13 protein-coding genes are annotated in these 20171 nt (G+C 30.6%); 11 read left to right on the forward strand and 2 right to left on the reverse strand.

What is annotated here, in order from left to right:
- Window positions 1–91: 91 nt before the first annotated feature.
- From O3802_RS05850 to O3802_RS05885, 8 genes are all read left to right on the forward strand, one after another.
- Window positions 92–1579, forward strand: a complete 1488-nt coding sequence (locus O3802_RS05850) for an amino acid permease (RefSeq protein ID WP_371458703.1) — start codon at window positions 92–94, stop codon at window positions 1577–1579.
- Window positions 1580–1827: 248 nt separating this feature from the next.
- Entirely contained in the window at window positions 1828–3966 is a 2139-nt protein-coding gene (locus O3802_RS05855; protein ID WP_276685066.1) for a RelA/SpoT family protein, read from the forward strand.
- Between the two features lie 7 nt (window positions 3967–3973).
- Window positions 3974–4426, forward strand: a complete 453-nt coding sequence (gene dtd / locus O3802_RS05860; protein ID WP_371458705.1) for a D-aminoacyl-tRNA deacylase — start codon at window positions 3974–3976, stop codon at window positions 4424–4426.
- Window positions 4427–4429: 3 nt separating this feature from the next.
- Window positions 4430–5878, forward strand: coding sequence for an N-acetylmuramoyl-L-alanine amidase (locus O3802_RS05865; RefSeq protein ID WP_371458706.1), 1449 nt, complete (start codon window positions 4430–4432; stop codon window positions 5876–5878).
- Between the two features lie 181 nt (window positions 5879–6059).
- Complete coding sequence (locus O3802_RS05870; protein WP_371458707.1) at window positions 6060–6524, forward strand: MarR family winged helix-turn-helix transcriptional regulator; 465 nt, start codon at window positions 6060–6062, stop codon at window positions 6522–6524.
- Window positions 6524–8674 carry an ABC transporter ATP-binding protein gene (locus O3802_RS05875; RefSeq protein WP_371458708.1) on the forward strand — a complete coding sequence of 717 codons (2151 nt, stop codon included), beginning with the start codon at window positions 6524–6526 and terminating at the stop codon, window positions 8672–8674. The genes O3802_RS05870 and O3802_RS05875 overlap by 1 nt, the downstream gene beginning before the upstream one ends.
- Window positions 8667–10457: an ABC transporter ATP-binding protein gene (locus tag O3802_RS05880; protein ID WP_371458709.1), complete on the forward strand. Its 1791-nt coding sequence runs from the start codon at window positions 8667–8669 to the stop codon at window positions 10455–10457. The genes O3802_RS05875 and O3802_RS05880 overlap by 8 nt, the downstream gene beginning before the upstream one ends.
- A 319-nt stretch (window positions 10458–10776) precedes the next feature.
- Window positions 10777–11460: a YjjG family noncanonical pyrimidine nucleotidase gene (locus O3802_RS05885; RefSeq protein ID WP_371458710.1), complete on the forward strand. Its 684-nt coding sequence runs from the start codon at window positions 10777–10779 to the stop codon at window positions 11458–11460.
- An 83-nt stretch (window positions 11461–11543) separates the two neighbouring features.
- Here O3802_RS05885 and O3802_RS05890 read toward each other — a convergent pair whose 3' ends face one another.
- Window positions 11544–12449 carry a cation diffusion facilitator family transporter gene (locus O3802_RS05890; protein ID WP_371458711.1) on the reverse strand — a complete coding sequence of 302 codons (906 nt, stop codon included), beginning with the start codon at window positions 12447–12449 and terminating at the stop codon, window positions 11544–11546.
- A gap of 192 nt (window positions 12450–12641) precedes the next feature.
- On the opposite strand from O3802_RS05890, the gene O3802_RS05895 reads away from it, so the two are divergent.
- Window positions 12642–13286, forward strand: a complete 645-nt coding sequence (locus O3802_RS05895; protein WP_371458712.1) for a GDSL-type esterase/lipase family protein — start codon at window positions 12642–12644, stop codon at window positions 13284–13286.
- 1026 nt (window positions 13287–14312) lie between these two features.
- On the opposite strand, the gene O3802_RS05900 is transcribed toward O3802_RS05895, so the two are convergent.
- Window positions 14313–15629: an APC family permease gene (locus O3802_RS05900; protein ID WP_371458713.1), complete on the reverse strand. Its 1317-nt coding sequence runs from the start codon at window positions 15627–15629 to the stop codon at window positions 14313–14315.
- Between the two features lie 351 nt (window positions 15630–15980).
- Between O3802_RS05900 and lysS the strand changes: the two genes are divergently transcribed.
- Window positions 15981–17480 (forward strand): lysine--tRNA ligase, encoded by a 1500-nt coding sequence (lysS, locus tag O3802_RS05905; RefSeq protein ID WP_371458714.1) that lies wholly within the window; start codon window positions 15981–15983, stop codon window positions 17478–17480.
- Window positions 17481–18048: 568 nt separating this feature from the next.
- Window positions 18049–20171, forward strand: a 2123-nt coding sequence (locus tag O3802_RS05910; protein WP_371458715.1) for a MiiA motif-containing surface protein, incomplete at its 3' end; no start/stop codon positions are given.

Here is a 20171-nt window from a genome sequence, read left to right on the forward strand (position 1 = left end):
TTATTTTGGATGAGCATGTCAGGGTATGACTCGCTATACAGAATAATAGTAGATGTTATACTTTTTTTATTTTATCAAGGAGGTTTTTATTATGACAAACGAAAGTAACAATAATGCAACAGAAGTAAAAAGAAATCTGCGATCACGCCATATTAGTATGATTGCTATCGGTGGATGTATCGGTAGTGGGCTGTTTATGACGAGTGGACAGGCAATTCAGAGTGCGGGACCTGGAGGCGCGATTGTCGCATATCTATGTATCGGACTTATGGTATATTTTTTAATGACATCTTTAGGTGAAATGGCTACGTACTTACCGACATCAGGTTCTTTTAGTACATATGCAGGTCGTTATGTAGATCCATCGCTTGGATTTGCTTTAGGATGGAATTATTGGTTTAATTGGGTAATTACAGTAGCAGCAGACGTTGAATTATCTGCGCTTGCAATTAGTTATTGGGAGCCAATGCGTGTTCTTCCTCACTGGGCTTGGAGCTTATTATTCTTAGTTATTATTATTGCTTTAAATGCTCTAAGTGTTAAAGTTTATGGTGAGAGTGAGTATTGGTTTGCTCTTATTAAAGTAGTAGTAGTTATTATTTTCTTAGTAGTAGGATGTTTGACTATTTTTGGTATTTTAGGTGGAGAATATATTGGTTTTAAAAACTTAACTATTGGTGATGCTCCATTCGTTGGAGAAGATAGTTCATTATCTAGCCAAATTCTTGCAACATTAGGTGTATTCCTGATTGCAGGGTATTCTTTCCAAGGGACAGAACTTATCGGTATTACTGCTGGAGAAAGTGAAAATCCAGAAAAAAGTATTCCAAAAGCTGTTAAACAAGTTTTCTGGCGTATTTTAATCTTCTATGTTCTTGCAATCTTGGTAATTGGATTATTAATTCCTTATACTTCACCAGATTTATTAGGAGCAGCAAGCGCAGAAGAAATCGCTAAATCACCATTTACAATTGTCTTTAAAAATGCAGGTTTTGCATTTGCAGCTAGTGTAATGAATGCAGTTATCTTGACATCAATTTTATCAGCTGGTAACTCAGGTATGTATGCTTCTACAAGAATGCTTTATGCGATGAGTAAAGAAAAACTTGCATATCCTATCTTCGGACGTGTAACAAAATATGGAACACCAGTAGTGTCATTATTAGCTACATCAGCAGTTGTATTCTTAATTTTCTTAGTACAACTTACAAGTGAAAATGCTTATACATATATTGTAGCAGCTAGTGGATTAACAGGATTTATTGCATGGCTTGGTATAGCGCTTAGCCATTACAGATTTAGAAGAGCGTATATTGCACAAGGGAAAGATTTAAACAACCTAAAATATCGTGCAAAATGGTTCCCGGTTGGACCAATTATCGCATTAGTACTTTGTATTATTGTAATTATCGGTCAAGATACTCAACTTATTACAAAAGGTATTGTTAACTGGAGTGGTATGTTAACTACGTATATGGGAGTGCCAATCTTCTTATTCTTCTATCTGTATCACAAAATTAGATATAAAACAAAAGTTATACCATTAGATAAAGTAGATTTATCACAAGATGCACACTAATTAAATATAGTTAAAGACTTCAAAGCTGTGGCTTTGAAGTCTTTTTTTCAGAATTAGAAAATAAAGAAATACTTGAAATTAGTGACTTATGCTAAACTAAGATTTTTATTTGAATACTAGACAAAATCTAATTAAATTACAAGAAATTTTTTTCTTTTTGTGGTATTATAAAAGGATAGATAAAAAATATTAAAGGAGGAATTTCTGTGAATCTTGAATACCCTTATGACTACAAAAATGTAGAAGATATGGCTAGAAAATATCTATCAGAAGAGCAAATCGAAATAATTAGAAAATCATATGAATTTGCAAAAGATGCACATGAAGGACAATTTAGAAAATCAGGGGAACCTTATATCCTACACCCAATTCAAGTCGCAGGAATTTTGACGGAGTTAAAACTTGATTATGCCACAATTTGTGCGGGTTTTTTGCATGATGTGGTAGAAGATACAAAATATACTTTCGAGGATATTCAACAAACTTTTGGGGAAGATATAGCTGTTATTGTAGACGGTGTTACTAAACTAGATAAAGTAAAATTCCGTTCAAAAAAACAATCTCAAGCAGAGAATCATCGAAAACTTTTTGTTTCAATAGCAAAAGATCTACGTGTCATTTTTGTTAAACTTGCTGATAGGTTACATAATATGAGAACTATGAAGTATATGCGTGAGGAAAAACAGCGTGAAATTTCTAGCGAAACATTAGAAATTTATGCGCCACTAGCTCACAGATTAGGGATTAGTTCTATAAAATGGGAATTGGAAGATACATCATTGCGATATTTACATCCTTCTCAATATTTTTCTATTGTAGGAATGATGAAACAAAAGCGTAGCGAAAGGGAAGAAAGTATAAAAGATGCTTGTGATAGTATCACATCCTTATTAGGAGAAAATAATATTAAAGCACAAGTTACAGGAAGACCAAAGCATATTTATAGTATTTATAAAAAAATGGTTAAACAAAATAAAACATTTGATCAAATATATGATCTTTTGGCTGTACGTGTTCTTGTAGATAGTGTAGCTGATTGTTATGCAACGCTTGGGCTTGTTAATAACCTTTGGGTTCCTATTCCAGGTCGTATAAAAGACTATATAGCAATGCCAAAGCCTAATATGTATCAATCGCTTCATACAACGGTTATTGCTCCAGATGGTCAAACGTTAGAAGTACAAATTAGAACATATGAAATGCATGAAATTGCAGAAAAAGGGATCGCTGCTCACTGGGCTTATAAAGAAGGTAAAAAAGTTAATAAAAATAATAATTTTTATGAAAAATTGAATTGGTTTCAAAAAATTGCGGAAAATGATGAAACAGAAGCAACAGCTGAGAGTTTTATGGAATCATTAAAAGTAGATTTACTTAGTGATAAAATATATGTATTCACACCAAATAGTGATATTATAGAGTTGCCTAAGGGTTCTTGTATAGTTGACTTTGCGTATGCTATTCACTCAGAGGTTGGAAATAAGATGATTGGGGCAACAGTAAACGATAAGATTGAGCCATTTGACTATGTATTATCAACTGGTGAGATTTGTGATATTCGTACAAGTAAAAATTCGACAGGACCTAAACGTTCATGGTTAGAAATTGCAACAGCATCTCAAACAAAATCAAAAATAAAATCATTCTTTAAAAAGGCGGAAAGAGGAGAAAATCTTGTTAAGGGGGAAATTCTCCTTAAAGATGAAATTAAAGCTAACAATTTTGATATTGATGAAGTTATGACAGAAGAAAATATTGAAATTGCTTTGAATAAGTACAAATTTACTAATTTGGAAGAAATGTATGTTGCTATTGGATATGGTGGAATATCTGCTAATAAAGTTTTTGCAAGACTAACTGAGAAAATAAGAAAAGAAAAACAAGCACAGGCAAAACTTGAAAAATTAGTGAGTGGAGAAGAAGATAATAAAAAAATTGTCACGGAAACAGGGGTTTATGTAAAAGGTGTAGATAATATTTTGGTAAGATTATCGAAATGTTGTCAACCAATTCCTGGTGATGAAATAGTAGGGTTTATCACAAAAGGACGAGGTGTTACTGTTCACAGACATAGTTGTCCTAATTTGAGTGAGGAAGACAAGGAAAGACTACTAGACGTAGAATGGGTGGAAAGTTTGAATGCTCGTCGTTATAGCGTCACTCTTCAATTACATGCTTTTGATAGGGATTTATTATTACAAAATGTTCTTCTGACATTAAGTGAAAGTCGAGTTGAAATTAAAAAACTAAATTCAGAATCAAAATCTGATAAAACATGTGTAATTACGATTAGTATTTATGTTAAAAATGTTAGTGAGTGTGACTTTATGATTAAAAAACTTCGCCAGATTCAAGACGTTTATAGTGTAGAAAGAATAATTAAATAGGTGAAATATGAAGGTAATATTACAAAAAGTAAAAAAAGCTAGTGTAAGTGTAGATGGAAAAATAGTCGGAGAAATAGATAAAGGCTATTGTCTTCTTGTTGGAGTTCACAAAGAATCAATGGAAGTAGATGCAAAGTATTTAGCTAAAAAAATTGTCGAAGCACGACTTTTTGAAGATGAAAATGAAAAGCTAAATCTTGGATTAAAAGATGTTAACGGAAGTATTTTATCAGTATCTCAATTTACTCTTTATGCTGATACAAAAAAAGGGAAGCGCCCAAGTTTTACCAATGCTGCTAGTGCAGAAGAAGCAAATGAATTATATAATAAATTTAATGAATATTTGAGAGAAGAAGGAATAAAAGTAGAAACTGGAATATTTCAGACGATGATGGAAGTTAATATCATTAATGATGGACCAGTAACTATTATTTATGAAAAATTATCATTAGGAAATTAAAATATGAGAATAAAAAGAAAAAGAAGTAATAATACAATATTATGGTTAATATCAGGAATGTTAGTATTATTTGTTCTAGCAGCAATGATGTATTACGTTTCTGAAAAGATTAATCCAACAGCTAATGCTGAAAACAATATAACAATTTCAAAAGAAATAGAGTTAAGAACAGGTCCAGATTCATCATATCCAGTGTTGAAAAAAATAACAGCTGGAGAAAATGTTGAGCAGCTTAGTAAAACTGATACTTGGTATGAAGTAAAAACAAAAGATAGTTATGTTGGTTGGATACCAGGATGGAGTATATTAGGAAGTGGACAGAAAAGTCCAGAAGATCAAAATAAAGAAAAACTAGCTGCATATACAGTACTACTCAATCCAATTATAAAAAATGATGAGACAGCTGATTACAAAGGAATAATGTCGAAAACATATAATTTGAAAATTGCTAAGGAACTTCAAAAACAACTTTCAAGTGACGGTATTAAGGTAATTTTAACACGAGATAATGATGATGTATATCCAACAAAAGATGATGTAAAAAAATTAGCAACTGAGAATAAAGTAGATATTTTAGTGGATTTTGATATTAATAACACTAATCAAAAAGACATTTTTGGAGTAAAGGTATACTACGGTACAGCTGAATCTGCCATTATAGCTAGAAGTATTGAAAAAAAATTATCAGAGCATTATATTTCAAAAGTATCTTCGTCAGAGAAACAGGCGAATTTTGACCAACTTAAAGATAAACTTCCTCAAGTAAGAGTAGTATCTGCTAATATTGGTGATAGAGTGGATGTAGATATACTAAATAATAATCTTGCTAATAAACAGTATATTGAAGCATTGAAATCAGGTGTAGAAGGTTATTTATACTATCTTATAAATATTGATAATTACAATGCTAAACGCAAAGAACAGTTATTAAATCTACCTCAAAAAGGTTTATCAATTCCTATGTATTATACTAAACAAGATTCTTATAAAAATATTTCTTATGGATTAGATGGTAAGAAAACAATTGAGGATAATGGAGATGCTATTATCTCACTTGCAATGATAGCAAATTACTTAGGAATCGATGGTGCTAGTGTAGAAGATATTGCAAGTTGGGCTGGTAATAAATACTATATAAAAAATCAAGGGACACAACCGACTATAGTTTCTGGTTTTGCAGATAAGTATAATGTAAAAGTAGAAAGAATAGAAAATGATAAACTTATAGAAAACATAGAGCAGGCGTTAAAAAATAACAAGCCAGTCCTAGTTAGATTAAAATCAGGATTATTTGGAGAGAGAGTTACCTATAAAGTAATTCGCGGATATGAAGATGAAAAATTTTATCTTAACGATCCAGATGATAATGACGTGAAACTTGCAAGTTACAACGGATTTACATCAAATGATATTAAAAATAACCTTGCTCAAGCTTGGACAATAAGTAAATAAGAAAATAATAATCAGTATAAATTAAAAAATATTTATACTGATTATTTATTTTTTAGCTAAAGTGGCTACTTTTAAATTATTGAGAAAAATATACTTGACTATAAATAATAAATCCTTTATAATAGTTCACATGGTTAACTAAAAAGTTAACAAAGTGAACTATTTTTGCAGGAGGAAAAAAATGACAAGTGATAGTCAGACTATGAGTCATTTAGAAGCTATTGATAAGCTAGATGAACTTAGAATTCTTATAAAAAAAATGCATAAAAAAAATAATACGCCTTATAGAAAAGCAATGTTTCAAGCTATGATGTACCTATGTATGAAAGAAAAAATAACAATGCAGGAATTAGGTGAAGAGTTAGGTGTTACTAAATCAAGAGTTACGGCATTAGTCACAGAGTTATTAGAAAAAGGATTTGTGATACAAAGTGTAGATAAGAAAGATAAAAGAAAAAAATATCTACAGCTTTCTCCTAAAGGTTTAGAGCATATGGATGGCCATAAAAAAGCATATGAAAATTGGTTTGAAAAAATTTGGAGTAAGTTTGATAGTAACGAAAAAGAAGCATTTAGTATTACTCTAACTAAAGTGAATAATGTGATAAAAGAGGAATTGTGTGAGAAAGAGGAGGTTGAGAGTTAATGAAATTAATGAAATATTTGAAAGGTTTCACATTACCGTTGATATTTTTAGTAATTATATTAGGTGTTCGGGTTGTAGCAGAATTAGAATTACCTACTTATACTAGTAATATCGTTGATATTGGAATTCAACAAAAGGGTATTAAAGATGCGGTGCCGAATAAAATTAGCGAGAAATCATTAAATATATTAGAACTTTTCATGATAGATGATGAAGTGAAAAAAGTTAAAGATAACTACAAAAAAGAAGGAAATATTTATAAGTTAAACAATATTTCTGATGATGTGCGTAAAGAGTTAAATGATATTTTTAAAGAAACTATGACGGTTGTTCTTGGTGCAAAAAAACAAAATACAGATTTGACTCAAGTAGAACAAGGTGTAAAATTGGGGATTGTTGATAAGGGTACATTAATAGACCAAAGAAAAAAAACAGTTTCTAGTTTAGGTAACGCATCTGATATGATGTTAAAACAAGCAGGAATTTCTTTTGTAAAAGAGGAGTACAGTGAAGTAGGAATTGATACAAATGAGATTAGAAACTCATACTTAAAAGAAGTAGGGTTAATGATGATTTTTGTGACTTTTATTTCTGGGCTTGGAAGTATTATTTCAAACTTTATTTCAAGTCGTATAGCATCTAGGGTGGCATTTAATCTACGCGAAAAACTTTATAATAAAGTGTTGTCTTTTTCTAAACAAGATATTGATAAATTTTCAACTGCATCGTTAATTACCCGTAGTACAAATGATATTCAACAAATACAAAATGCTTTAAATATGTTTTTATTTATCGCATTTTATGCTCCAATGATGGCACTTTGGGGAATTTATAAAGTTACTCAAACTGATACCGGTATGACTTGGATTATTGCGGTAGGGGTCGGTTTGTTAGGATTACTACTAGGTATAATTACATTTTTATTAATGCCAAAATTTAAAATAATGCAAAAACTAGTTGATAGGGTTAATCTTGTAACTCGCGAACTTTTAACAGGTATTTCAGTTATTCGAGTATTTGGTCGTGAAAAGCATGAAGAAGAGCGCTTTGATAAAGAAAATGTAATTTTAAGAAATAACCAGCTTTTTGTTAATAGAACTATGTCAGCATTATTCCCAGCAATTATATTAATTATGAATGGTATCTCATTACTTATAATCTGGGTTGGTGGAAAAAATATTGATGCAGGAAGTATTCAAGTTGGAGATATGATGGCATTTATAACATATACTATGCAAATAGTTATGTCATTCCTATTCTTTACATTCTTAATGATGCAATTACCTCGTGCTGAAGTTGCTGCTAGTCGTATAGATGAAGTATTGGGAACAGATATAACAGTCTTAGATAATGAGAATATTCAAGATGATAAGCTTAGTAGTGTACATGGCGCTTTAAAATTTGAAGATGTTAGCTTTACATTTGATGGTGCAGATAGCCCGGTATTAAGTAATATTACTTTTGAAGCGGAAGCAGGTAAAACCACAGCAATCATTGGAAGTACAGGTAGTGGTAAATCTACCTTATTACATTTAATACCACGTTATTTTGATGTTACAGCAGGTAGAATTACTATTGATGGTGTTGATATTCGTGATGTAAGTATGAATAAATTACGTAATCTATTAGGATTTGTTCCTCAAAAAGGTGTCTTATTTAGCGGTACTATAGAGAGTAATATAAAATTTGGTGATGAAAATATTACTGACGAAGAGATGAAAACTGCTGCAGAAATTGCACAAGCTACAGAGTTTATTCTTGCTAAAGAAGAAAAATACAATAGTGAAATTTCACAAGGAGGATCAAACGTTTCTGGTGGACAAAAACAACGTTTATCTATTGCACGTGCTTTAGCAAAAAATCCTAAAATTCTTCTTTTTGATGATAGTTTTTCAGCACTTGATTATAAAACAGATGTTAAATTAAGAAAAACTTTAAAAGAAAAAATGAAGGATACAACAACAATTATTGTTGCTCAGCGTATAGCAACGATTTTACATGCTGATAAAATTATTGTAATGAATGAAGGCCGTGTTGTTGGAGAAGGTAAACACAAGGAATTATTGAGTAGTTGTCCAACTTATTTAGAAATCGCAGAAAGTCAGCTTAGTGAAGAAGAATTAGCGAAAGGAGGAAATACTCATGAGTAAAGAGAAAAAACAAAAACGTTCAGATGATTTTGGAAAAACATTAAAACGTATTATAAAATTAATGTTTAAAAAGTACATGATTTCGAGTATATTGGTAGTTTTATTCGCCTTAATAAGTACTGTGTTTGGTATAGTAGGTCCTAAAATTATGGGACAAGCTACAACAAAGCTTTTTGAGGGATTAGTAGCCAAAATTAATAATACTGGTGGAATTGATTTTGAAAAAATTGCAGGAATCTTGTTAACAGTACTAGGATTATATGTATTATCTTCTATGTTTATGTTTGTTGAAGGATGGCTTATGAGTAATATCTCTCAACGCCTTACATACGATATAAGAAAAGATATTAGTAAAAAGATTAATACATTACCAATGGGATATTTTGAACAACGTACAGTTGGTGAAACATTGTCACGTGTAACAAACGATGTTGATACACTTGGGCAATCATTAAACCAAAGTTTCACACAGATTATTGCTAACAGTGCAACAGTTCTTGGGGTACTTGTAATGATGTTTACTATAAGTCCGCTTATGACACTTATAGCAATAGCATTAATACCAATTTCAGGTGTTTTATTAGGACTTTTAACAAAAATGAGTCAAAAATATTTCACAGGACAGCAAAAAGCGTTAGCTGATGTTAATGGGCAAGTAGAAGAAAGTTATGCTGGACAAAATATTATTGTAGCGTTTAATCATAAGGATAAAAGTATAAAAGAATTTAATGCAAAAAATTCGGATTTATATACATCTTCATGGAAGGCAAATTTCTTATCAGGTCTTATGTTTCCGGTAATTAATTTTGTAGGGAATTTAGGCTATGTAGGAATAGTATTTTCAGGGGGATTATTGGTTGCAAAAGGAACAATTGGTGTAGGGGATATCCAAGCGTTTATTCAATACATACGTAATTTTACTCATCCAATAGGGCAAATCGCTCAGTCTATGACAGAAATACAAAAAATGGCAGCGGCAGGTGCTAGAGTTTTTGAGTTTTTAGATGCTGAAGATGAGGTGCCAGTGGAAAGTTCAGAAAAAATAGTTAATAAAGAAGGTAATGTAGTATTCGATCATGTTAAATTTGGATATGTTGAAGATCAAATTATTATTAAAAACTTCACTAGTGATGTAAAAAAAGGTGAGATGATTGCAATAGTTGGTCCAACAGGAGCAGGTAAAACTACTATGGTTAAACTTCTTATGAGATTTTACGATATTAATGGAGGAAAAATTTCTATAGATGGTCGTGATATTACATCGTTAAGTCGAGAAGAATTACGTTCATACTTTACAATGGTTCTTCAAGATACTTGGCTATTCAGAGGAACAATTATGGAAAATATTCGATATGGGCGTTTAGATGCTACTGATGAAGAAGTTATAGAAGCTGCGAAAGCTGCACATATTCACCATTTTATTAAAACTTTACCTGGTGGATATAATATGGAACTTAATGAAGAAGCATCAAACATTTCTCAAGGACAAAAACAATTATTAACGATTGCACGTGCAATTCTTGCCAATAAACCAATCTTAATTCTTGATGAAGCAACATCGAGTGTTGATACAAGAACAGAAGTATTAATACAAAAAGCGATGAATAAACTGATGGAAGGACGTACGACATTTGTAATTGCACATCGTCTATCAACGATTAGAAATGCAGATAAAATACTTGTATTAAAAGATGGAGATATTATTGAACAAGGAAATCATAATGAACTTTTAGAACAAAAAGGTTTTTACTCAGAATTATATCAAAGTCAATTTGCAGAATAAGAATAGAGGATATCCAGCCTTTGGGTTGGATATTTTTTATGATTGTAAAAAATAGTTTAATTTTTTAAAAAATATAGTAAATATAATTTGAAAAATAGATTATTTTGACAAATCCAATTTTAAGATTTAGTAATTGTAGAATCTATATGTGTAGAAATGTAAATATGATTATTTAAATAACAAGCAATAAATGAGGAGCTAGGTGGAAAAATTTTCTGCCTATTTCTTTTTATGTTATAATAAACAGAAGGATTAATCTAGAAAATAGCAAATAATACTTATTTATAGTATTTTAAATTTTAAAAACGGAGATGAATTGATGACTTTAAATAGATATAAATATTTACTTTTTGATTTAGATGATACATTGCTAAATTTCCAACAAGCACAGGAACTTGCATTTAAAAAATTATTAGAAGATGAAAATATAGAGTACAGTTATAAATTATTTGAACAATACGAAAAAATAAATAAATCTCTTTGGCGTCGTTTTGAAAAGGGAGAATTGGCGAACGCGGAAGTAACAAGACAGCGTTTTATTCAATTTTTTGAACAATTTGGTAAGAATGTCGATGGACGTGAAATAGATATTCGCTATAGATCATATTTGGCAGAAGGAAACCAGCTGTTCGAGGGCGTGGTAGATATGTTGGAAAAACTCCATAAAACTCATAAATTATATGTAGCTTCAAACGGAATAGGTATAACTCAACATACTCGTCTAAAAAATAATGATTTAAATAAGTATTTTGAAAAAATTTTTATTTCAGAAGAAATAGGGAGCAAAAAACCTGATAGGGAATTTTTTGAAAAAATTTTTGATGAAGTTGGTGTTGAGAATAAAGATGAAGTACTTATGATTGGGGATACTTTAACATCAGATATATTAGGAGCTAATAATATAGGTATAGATAGTTGTTTAGTTGATATTCATAAAGTAGAAAGTAATGATATAATACCAACGTATACAATTAATAAAACTATAGAGATATTGGAATTATAACAAATTACCATTTTATTTTTAAAATTTTTCTTAAATTATTCTAAAAAATAAGGAGCGAATCTTGCTTTCAAGAGACGCTCTTTTTACCATATATGCTTATTAAAAGTGATATGCTCTAATGCTACAAAACAGTGTTCTATTCCATAGTCTTGTTCTAAAAGTATTTTTATATTTTCAACAATAATATAGTCATTATTTGTGTTATACTCGTTTAAAAGTATATGCATAGCAGCATTAATTTCATTAGTGTCTGTGTGCCAAATATGAAATTCATGTATATTAGTAACACCTTCTATTTCACTGATTTTTTCATAAATCTCAGTAGTATTTAAAGTTGTACCTTCCATTAAAATGATATAAGAAGAGTGAGTAATTTTAAAACCGCCTCTAAAAAGAATAATTGTTATAATTATACTCATAATGATATCAACAATGATATAGCCTGTGAAGTATATAATTGTTGAGGAGATAATGATACCTACCGAGCTAATTAAGTCTCCTAAAAAATGCCATAAAGCACTTTGGATATTTAGGTTATCTTCTTTTTTCAAACTTTTAGTAAGAATAATAGTTATAACTACATTAAAAAGTAAGCCCACAGTAGAAATTATTAACATAGTTTTGAAATCAATATCTCTAGGATTATATAATCTCATAATTGCTTCATAAAGAAGATAAATAGAAATTATAATAAGTGCAAGACCATTTATAAATGCAGCGATTATTTCTAGTCTAACAAAACCAAAGGTATAATGTTTATTTGGTTTTTTGGCGCTATATATCAGTGCGATTAAGCTGAAACCTAGAGCAGCAACATCGGAGAACATATGAAAAGAATCTCCAAGTAATGCAAGTGAATTAGAAATTATCCCCCCTATATATTCTAATAGAGCGAATGCAGCAGTTAATATTAAAGATGTATAAAGTATTTTTTTAGAATATTGTTGTATTTTGTAATGTTTTTTATGATGAAAATTATATGTAATCATAATACCTCCTTTGTGTTCCTATAGTATTATAGACAAAATAATATATTATTGCAATAAAATGCGAATGATACTAATTCTTATTAGAAACTATAGATGAAATTAAGTTTGATTAAATATATGTAAGTAAGTATTGATTTTTATATTTTGCTTTGATAAAATTAATAGTAATAAAAGATAGAAGGTGAGATAGCTATGAGAATTTTATGCATAGGAGATAGTAATACTTGGGGGTATACACCAGAAACTGGTATTAGAATAGAAAAACGTTGGACAAAAGTATTAGAAGAAGTAAGAAAAGGAGATATTATTATAGAAGAAGCGTTGTGTGGACGAACAGTTACTGCAAAAGATACAATAGTCCCTGTACGTTGTGGTATCGATACATTACCGATTTTAATGCTTAGCCATGTTCCTGTTGATTTAGTGATAATTATGTTGGGAACAAATGATTTGAAAAAACAATTCAATCCTAGTGCAAAACATATAGCACGCGGGATGGAAGAATTTATTAAATATATAAGAAATCCACATCTAGTAGAAAATTATAAAATTCCAAAAATTTTAATCGTATCACCAGTCCCACTGCGTGATGAAATAGTAGAGAGACAAAGTTTATTTGGAGAATTTGATGAAAATAGCTTGAAGCAATCTAAGTTTTTAGTACAAACATATAAAGAAGTTAGTGACAAATATGAAGTTGATTTTCTAAATGCAGGGCGTGTAGCGGAAGCATCATTAATAGATTGTCTTCATTTAGATGAGAAAAATCATGAAAAACTTGCAAAATATATAGCAAGCAAAGTATCTGAAATATTAGACTATGAAGAAGCAAGGTAAAATAGAAAACATGAACTTGAAAGTAATTATCAAGTTCGTGTTTTTTTATATTGTTTATAAGAAATATATCCTATGTAGTATCCTAAAATTCCAAATAGTAGAAATATTAAATTAAGTTTCCCTAGAATGACGTAATTTATAATGAATGTAGAAAAAATAATAAAATATGTTCCAAGTATAAAGGTATTACCTGATTGTTTTGTTAAAGTTAGGTCAATTAAACTTATATTGTAGTTATATATGAACATAAAGCAAACAATAAATAAGCAAGTCATAAAAGTTTTTAAGATAGAAAAGCTAGTCAACATCGCTAAATTATTTAATATAATAAAACAGTTTATTGTTAAAATCAGCTGTACTATTCTTGTAATTAAACTATTGAAATTCATATCTTTAGCATGTAAACTCCTCGAAATAAAGCTAGGGAAAAGTTGACTTACAGTAAAAGCTAAAAATATAAACCAATAAGCGTAATTTATAAAGATAAGACCAAGCAAAAGAGCTAAAGTTCGACCTATATGAATATAACAAAAAGGCTCGGTTAACTTTTTTAAAATTAGTTGTTTTTTATCTATTAGAATATATTCAGTTATATGTTGAACACTAAAAATGATGCTGATTAAAATAAGTGTAGCTAATAGATATTTTATACTAAAATTATTATTTTTTAGTAGTAGTAATAAAGCTACTATTTGTAATATCATAAACATGATATTAATGTAAGAACTCTTTTCGTATCTGTTGAGATGAACGGTTTCTATAGTCCAACAATTAAGAAAAATCATAAATATAATAATTAAGTGGCTAATATTTATGAAATATTCACCATTTTCAATATAGAAATCTAAGATTTTGATAAAGGTTATTGAAAAAATAATATCAAATAAAAGATTAAATATACCTTGCTTACTGAATAAAAAACAATTCATAGCTTCCCCTTCTAAATTAATTTTTTATACTATAACTAATATTTTATCATAAAAATAAGAAGAAGTAATATTATTTTAAATTACTTCTTCTGTATAGTTATTTTTTAAATTTACTATGAAAATCTTTGAAAAATAATAGTCCAACAAGAGTTAGAAGTACTCCACCCATTGCTAAAGTAAATTGAGCGATTAAAGTGCTAACTAAAATATATCCACCACCTATAATTGCGATAAGTGGGACCAAAGGATAAAATGGAACTTTATATGGTCTTGCTAAATCAGGTTCTTTTTTACGAAGAATAAATACCGCAATAAAAGTAGCCACAAAGAAAAACCAAATTGTAAATAATAAAAAGTCTGTTAAAGTATCGAACTGACCTGTGAAAATCATTATAATTGCAATACCTAAAAGTAGGAATGCAGAATAATGAGGTATTGCGAATTTATTTAATTTAGTCCAAGTGTTTTTAAATGGTATTTGATCTTTTATAGCCATTGCGTATGGAACACGAATACCAGTCATTGTATAACCGTTTAATGTTCCATAAACACTAATTAAAATTCCGATAGTGATGATTTTACCACCGATACCTCCAAATAATAGAATTGCAATTTCACTTGCCGCCTTTTGGTTTCCAGAGATTTGTTCCATTGGCATAGTCATTAAGTAAGCAGTATTGATAAGTAAATATACAACCATAACTAAAGCTAGACCTAGGAAAATTGCTCGTGGTAAATCGCGTTTAGGGTTTTTCATTTCTCCAGCAATATTTCCAACTGCAATCCAGCCATCATAAGCGTACATTGTTGCAAGAAGTGCAGATCCAAGAGCTGTAAATGAATTATCATTAGAAAATGTAGAAGAATTTGGGAATAATTCTACAGTATGAGGATTTGCTTGGAACAATCCAAAAATAACAATTGCCAAAATCGGAATAAGTTTACACATAGTAGCAATTGTTTGTACCATTCCTCCAGTTTTTCCACCTAATAAATTTAAGCATGTAACAGATAAAGCTACCGCAATTGCAATAGGAATACTGTAAATTTTATCTAATTGGAATAGATTTACACATTGAGTCGCAAAAATAATTGCTGCAGCAGCCATACTTGCTGGGAAGTAGATAACAGTCTGTGCCCAACCGAGTAAGTATGCAAAAGGGCGACCATATGCTCGTTCAATCCATACAATCATTCCGCCAGTTTCAGGAATTGCTGCGGCGAGTTCAGCGACAGTAAGACCTGCACAAATAGTAATGATTCCTCCTAACACCCATGCAATCATTCCTAAACTAACATTTCCGGTAGTTTTATAGATGATAGATGCTTTAAAAAACACACCTGATCCTATTACAATTCCTATTACTGTAGAGAATGCAGGTAGGAAGCCAATATTTTTCTTTAAATTATTCATATTAATCTCCTTGAATTCTATATAAGTTTAATGCAATAGTGCAAATATATATTTACTAATAAAAGTTGAAGGCCGTCTATTTTGCTAAATATATTGAAATTGCTTTCATGCATATATATTATATCTTATTTAAACGAACTTCACAATAGGAAATTGTTAAATTATCTAACAAAAATTTGACAAAAAATAATAAACTAAATTAAATGAGTAATATACTAATTTAGTCATTAAAGAAGGTTGAAATAAAAAATAAAAAATATAAATAAAGATTTTCCAAAAAGTGTTAAAATATGGTATAATAGAATGTATCTGAAAAAATACTAGATTTATTATACTAGAGAGGAAATAAACATGACAGAAGAAATTAAAGTTGACGTTCAAGAACTTAATGACCAAATGCTTGTACGTCGTGAAAAAATGGAAGTAATGCGCGAAGCAGGGTTAGATCCATTTGGGACTAAATTTAAAAGAACACATCTTTCAAGTGAAATAGTAGAAGAATTTGATAAATACTCAAAAGAAGAATTGGAAGAAAAAAATGTCTCTGTAACAATAGCAGGACGTATTATGACAAAACGTGGGAAAGGTAAAGCAGGTTTTGCTCATGTTCAGGATTTAGGCGGGCAAATTCAAATATATGTTCGCCAAGATCGAGTTGGAGAATCTTATGAGTATTTTAAAACATTAGACTTAGGAGATATTGTTGGAGTGACGGGTGTTCTTTTCAAAACAAATGTTGGAGAATTATCTGTAAAAGCTGATAATTTTGTAATTTTAACAAAAGCTCTACGCCCACTTCCAGACAAATTCCATGGACTAAAAGATGTAGAAGAGCGTTATAGAAGAAGATATGTAGATTTAATTATGAATGAAGAAAGCAAAGAAACTTTCATCATGCGTTCAAAAATTATTCAAATTATGCGTAATTACTTAAATGACCGTGGTTACTTGGAAGTGGAAACGCCTATGATGCACTCAGTTGCGGGTGGAGCCGCGGCTCGTCCGTTTGTCACGCACCATAATGCTTTGGATATGCAATTATTTATGCGTATCGCGCTTGAATTACCTCTTAAACGTCTTATCGTTGGAGGCTTAGAAAAAGTTTATGAAATTGGTCGTGCATTCAGAAATGAAGGTGTTTCAACACGTCATAATCCAGAATTTACTATGATTGAACTTTACGAAGCATATGCAGATTTTAATGATATTATGGATTTAACAGAATCTATGATTGCATATATTTGTAATGAAATTCATGGGACTACAAAAATTATGTACGGAGAAGATGAAATAGATTTGACTCCAAAATGGCGCCGTGTTCATATGGTAGATGCGATTAAAGAAGTAACAGGTGTTGATTTCTGGAAAGAAATGACAGATGAAGAAGCTCATGCTTTAGCTAAAGAACACAATGTTCCTGTTCGTAAAGATATGAGAGTTGGTCATATTATTAATGAGTTCTTTGAAACTTTTGTAGAAGAAACATTAGTCCAACCAACATTTGTTTATGGGCATCCAGTAGAAGTATCACCACTTGCAAAAACAAATCCTGAAGATACTAGATTTACTGATCGTTTTGAATTATTCATCGTTCGTAGAGAACATGCTAATGCATTTAGTGAATTAAATGATCCAATTGATCAAAAAGAACGTTTCTTAGCACAAATGGATGAGAAAGATGCTGGGAATGAAGAAGTTTATGAAATGGATGAAGACTTTGTAGAGGCGTTAGAATACGGTATGCCACCAACAGGTGGATTAGGCATTGGAATTGATAGATTAGTAATGTTACTTACTAATTCAGCTTCAATTCGTGATGTGCTTCTGTTTCCGTACATGAAGCACAAATAAATATTTATGTGACATACACCTCTTAAAAAATAAATATTTGTGAAATAGAAATATATAGATAGAATAATTTATTAAAATTATAGTAAGAAGTCCTATTTTTTTATAAATGATTATTGTTGTTGATACCAATTAATAAGTAAATCTGGAGTTTGGAAACAAACTTCAGATTTATTGTGTAACTAGAGGATAAAAATTTAAGAAATTTGCTTGTGAAAATATTTACGCTTATAATATGTTCAATAATATGGTTGATTTTTGTGATTGTTTGTTCATGAAATATGGGAGGAAAAAATTACTAAGTATTTTTTAAAATTAGGTAAAGTATTACTATATGATGACTTTGAGATAAGAATTTAAAATAAAGAATACAGAAAAAGAATGAATTTTCATTTGTTATTTTTAAATATCTCTTACATGAAAATCCAATTTTATTTTTAAAGAAAACATAAGGGTTAAGAATAGAGAAAGAACACGCTGTATAATTGCTTCTCTAATTGAGGTTTATTAAGAAATTATTTATAATTATTTAGTAGAAAATAAAAAGCTTAGAAAGGAAACATTTTATTTTATGATATTTAACAAAAAAGATTCTGTACAGAAAAATTGGCGTATGGTAAAAAAAGGAAAAAATATTGTGTTTGGTTGTATGTTGTTCTTCGCAGCAGGGGCAGTAGCAGTAAATCCATTGGTAACAGTATTTAACGGTAATGGGATAGTCTATGCCCAAACAGGAATAGCACCAGAAATTGTGGACGATTTGGCAGGGAAGGCAAGTACGGTAGCAGTTGTTACTGTAAAAGCACAGGCAGGATCAACAGTAAAATTATATGATGCTAATGATATTGTTATTGGTGAGGCTGTAGCCGATACTCAAGGAATAGCAACTATAAATCCTGCAAACAGTTTGCCAGAAGGAAAAATAACGGCAACTTCAACACCAGTAGGTGGAGATGAATCACCTAAAAGTGCACCGGTGACTGTAACAAGAGCAACGTTAGATGAAGCAGGGGGTAGAGTCGCAAGGGGTCAATATAACACTCAATTATCGGTTGGTAAAACAAAACTAACGGTTTATCCTGGTGATTCTATAAACGTACCGATTGTGGCTACAGCTAATTACATGGAAAAGTTTTGGGTTCCTCAAAATCCTGTTATTATTAGTGGAGTAATACCGGTAGGTGGTTTTCTGGAAACAGCCAAGACAGCAACAGTTACTTCTCGTCAGGCAGAATTCAAGGGGACAGTTGCAATGAATCAACCTGCAGGTAACTTTACAATCACGTTTGCTGTAAAAGGAAAACAAAAGGCAGGAGCAGAGGGTGGAAATAATCCATCATCTACTGTAACTGTTGATCTTAATGTTATAGTACTTGAACTTGCTAAAAAATATACACCTGTATTAAATAAAAAAGTGACAGTAGATAATCCAAATAATGTTACACAAGTAGAACAAGATAAGATTATTGCAATTGTCAAGCAGAATAATCCAACTTTACCGAATGGAACGACTTATAGTGTAGATAGCAACGGAAATGTTACGGTCACATATCCAGATGCGTCACAAGACAAAATTTCTGCTGCATATTCTATTCAAAAAAGACCTGTAATTACAACAAACTTAACAGATAAAGCGTTGACTAAATCGCTGATAGAAGTAACTGCAGAACCAGGTTCTACAGTAATCTTATACGATAAAGATAATAATAAGATTGGTGAAGGGACAGCAGATTCAGCTGGCAGGGTTACAATTATCCCAGATGTTAACATTCCAGAAGGTAATGTGACTGCTAAAGCAACAGATACGAGAGGAAATATATCGGATTCTAGTAATCCAGTAGTTGCAACAAAAGAGAGAGTACGTCCGGTAATAAATATTCCCTATGATGATGCAGCAAATCAAGCTATTTATGTCTATTCAGGAGAAGAAAATAACATATCTTTAAAGATTACTGACAATTCAGGTAAGATTGTTAAAGCATATTTGACGTTTGGACGAAACGATCGTACTGGACTTGGACTAGAGGATACAGAGTACCTAAATGGAAAAACACAGGCAGCTTTATATTTGAAAGCAAATAGTATTCACTCAGAAACTGTTGCAACTGCAGCGAACCCAGCAGTTATAAATGTAACAGGAAATATTCCTAAAGGTATTTATCAAGATGGTGCTGTAATAACTCGTTATCTTTTTGCTGAAGATGGAGCTGGTAATACAAGTTACGCAAATGTAGGTGCTAACACGGATGCGGGGGCAGTTGGTCGCATTCGTTTTATATGGAAACCACAAACATTCAAGTACGATGCCCAAATACCGTCAACACCGAGCGTAGTTAATGAAGTACCAAATGCTACTGAACTTACAAAAATTATAAAAAATGCAAATCCAACATTTAGTGATAAGATAGAAAGTGTTGCATTAAATGGGAATAACGTTGTTGTTACATATAAGGATGGAAGTACAGACATGCTCAATGCAGCAGCAGTATTTACTTTTAAAGTTATAAATCCAGCAATAACGCCAGTGATAAATATAAATAAATTGACAGAATTTGAGAAAGATAAGGTAAAAGAAGCAATTAAAAAAGTAAATTCAGCTGTAACAAATATAACAGTAAGTAATAATGGTACGGCGACAATTACTTTTATTGGTGGTTCAATAGCTACACTAGAGTCTAATAAGACTATTAAGAC

Origin of the sequence: Gemella sp. 27098_8_92, assembly GCF_041433685.1 — a bacterium.
GTDB lineage: Bacteria > Bacillota > Bacilli > Staphylococcales > Gemellaceae > Gemella.

Excerpts from the sequence above, each read along its gene's own strand:
- lysS (WP_371458714.1), top strand. The coding sequence starts at position 15,981 with ATGACAGAAGAAATTAAAGTTGACGTTCAAGAACTTAATGACCAAATG.
- O3802_RS05850 (WP_371458703.1), top strand. The coding sequence starts at position 92 with ATGACAAACGAAAGTAACAATAATGCAACAGAAGTAAAAAGAAATCTG.
- O3802_RS05880 (WP_371458709.1), top strand. The coding sequence starts at position 8,667 with ATGAGTAAAGAGAAAAAACAAAAACGTTCAGATGATTTTGGAAAAACA.
- O3802_RS05875 (WP_371458708.1), top strand. The coding sequence starts at position 6,524 with ATGAAATTAATGAAATATTTGAAAGGTTTCACATTACCGTTGATATTT.
- O3802_RS05870 (WP_371458707.1), top strand. The coding sequence starts at position 6,060 with ATGACAAGTGATAGTCAGACTATGAGTCATTTAGAAGCTATTGATAAG.
- O3802_RS05865 (WP_371458706.1), top strand. The coding sequence starts at position 4,430 with ATGAGAATAAAAAGAAAAAGAAGTAATAATACAATATTATGGTTAATA.
- O3802_RS05900 (WP_371458713.1), bottom strand. The coding sequence starts at position 15,629 with ATGAATAATTTAAAGAAAAATATTGGCTTCCTACCTGCATTCTCTACA.
- O3802_RS05890 (WP_371458711.1), bottom strand. The coding sequence starts at position 12,449 with ATGATTACATATAATTTTCATCATAAAAAACATTACAAAATACAACAA.
- O3802_RS05895 (WP_371458712.1), top strand. The coding sequence starts at position 12,642 with ATGAGAATTTTATGCATAGGAGATAGTAATACTTGGGGGTATACACCA.
- dtd (WP_371458705.1), top strand. The coding sequence starts at position 3,974 with ATGAAGGTAATATTACAAAAAGTAAAAAAAGCTAGTGTAAGTGTAGAT.
- O3802_RS05885 (WP_371458710.1), top strand. The coding sequence starts at position 10,777 with ATGACTTTAAATAGATATAAATATTTACTTTTTGATTTAGATGATACA.
- O3802_RS05855 (WP_276685066.1), top strand. The coding sequence starts at position 1,828 with ATGGCTAGAAAATATCTATCAGAAGAGCAAATCGAAATAATTAGAAAA.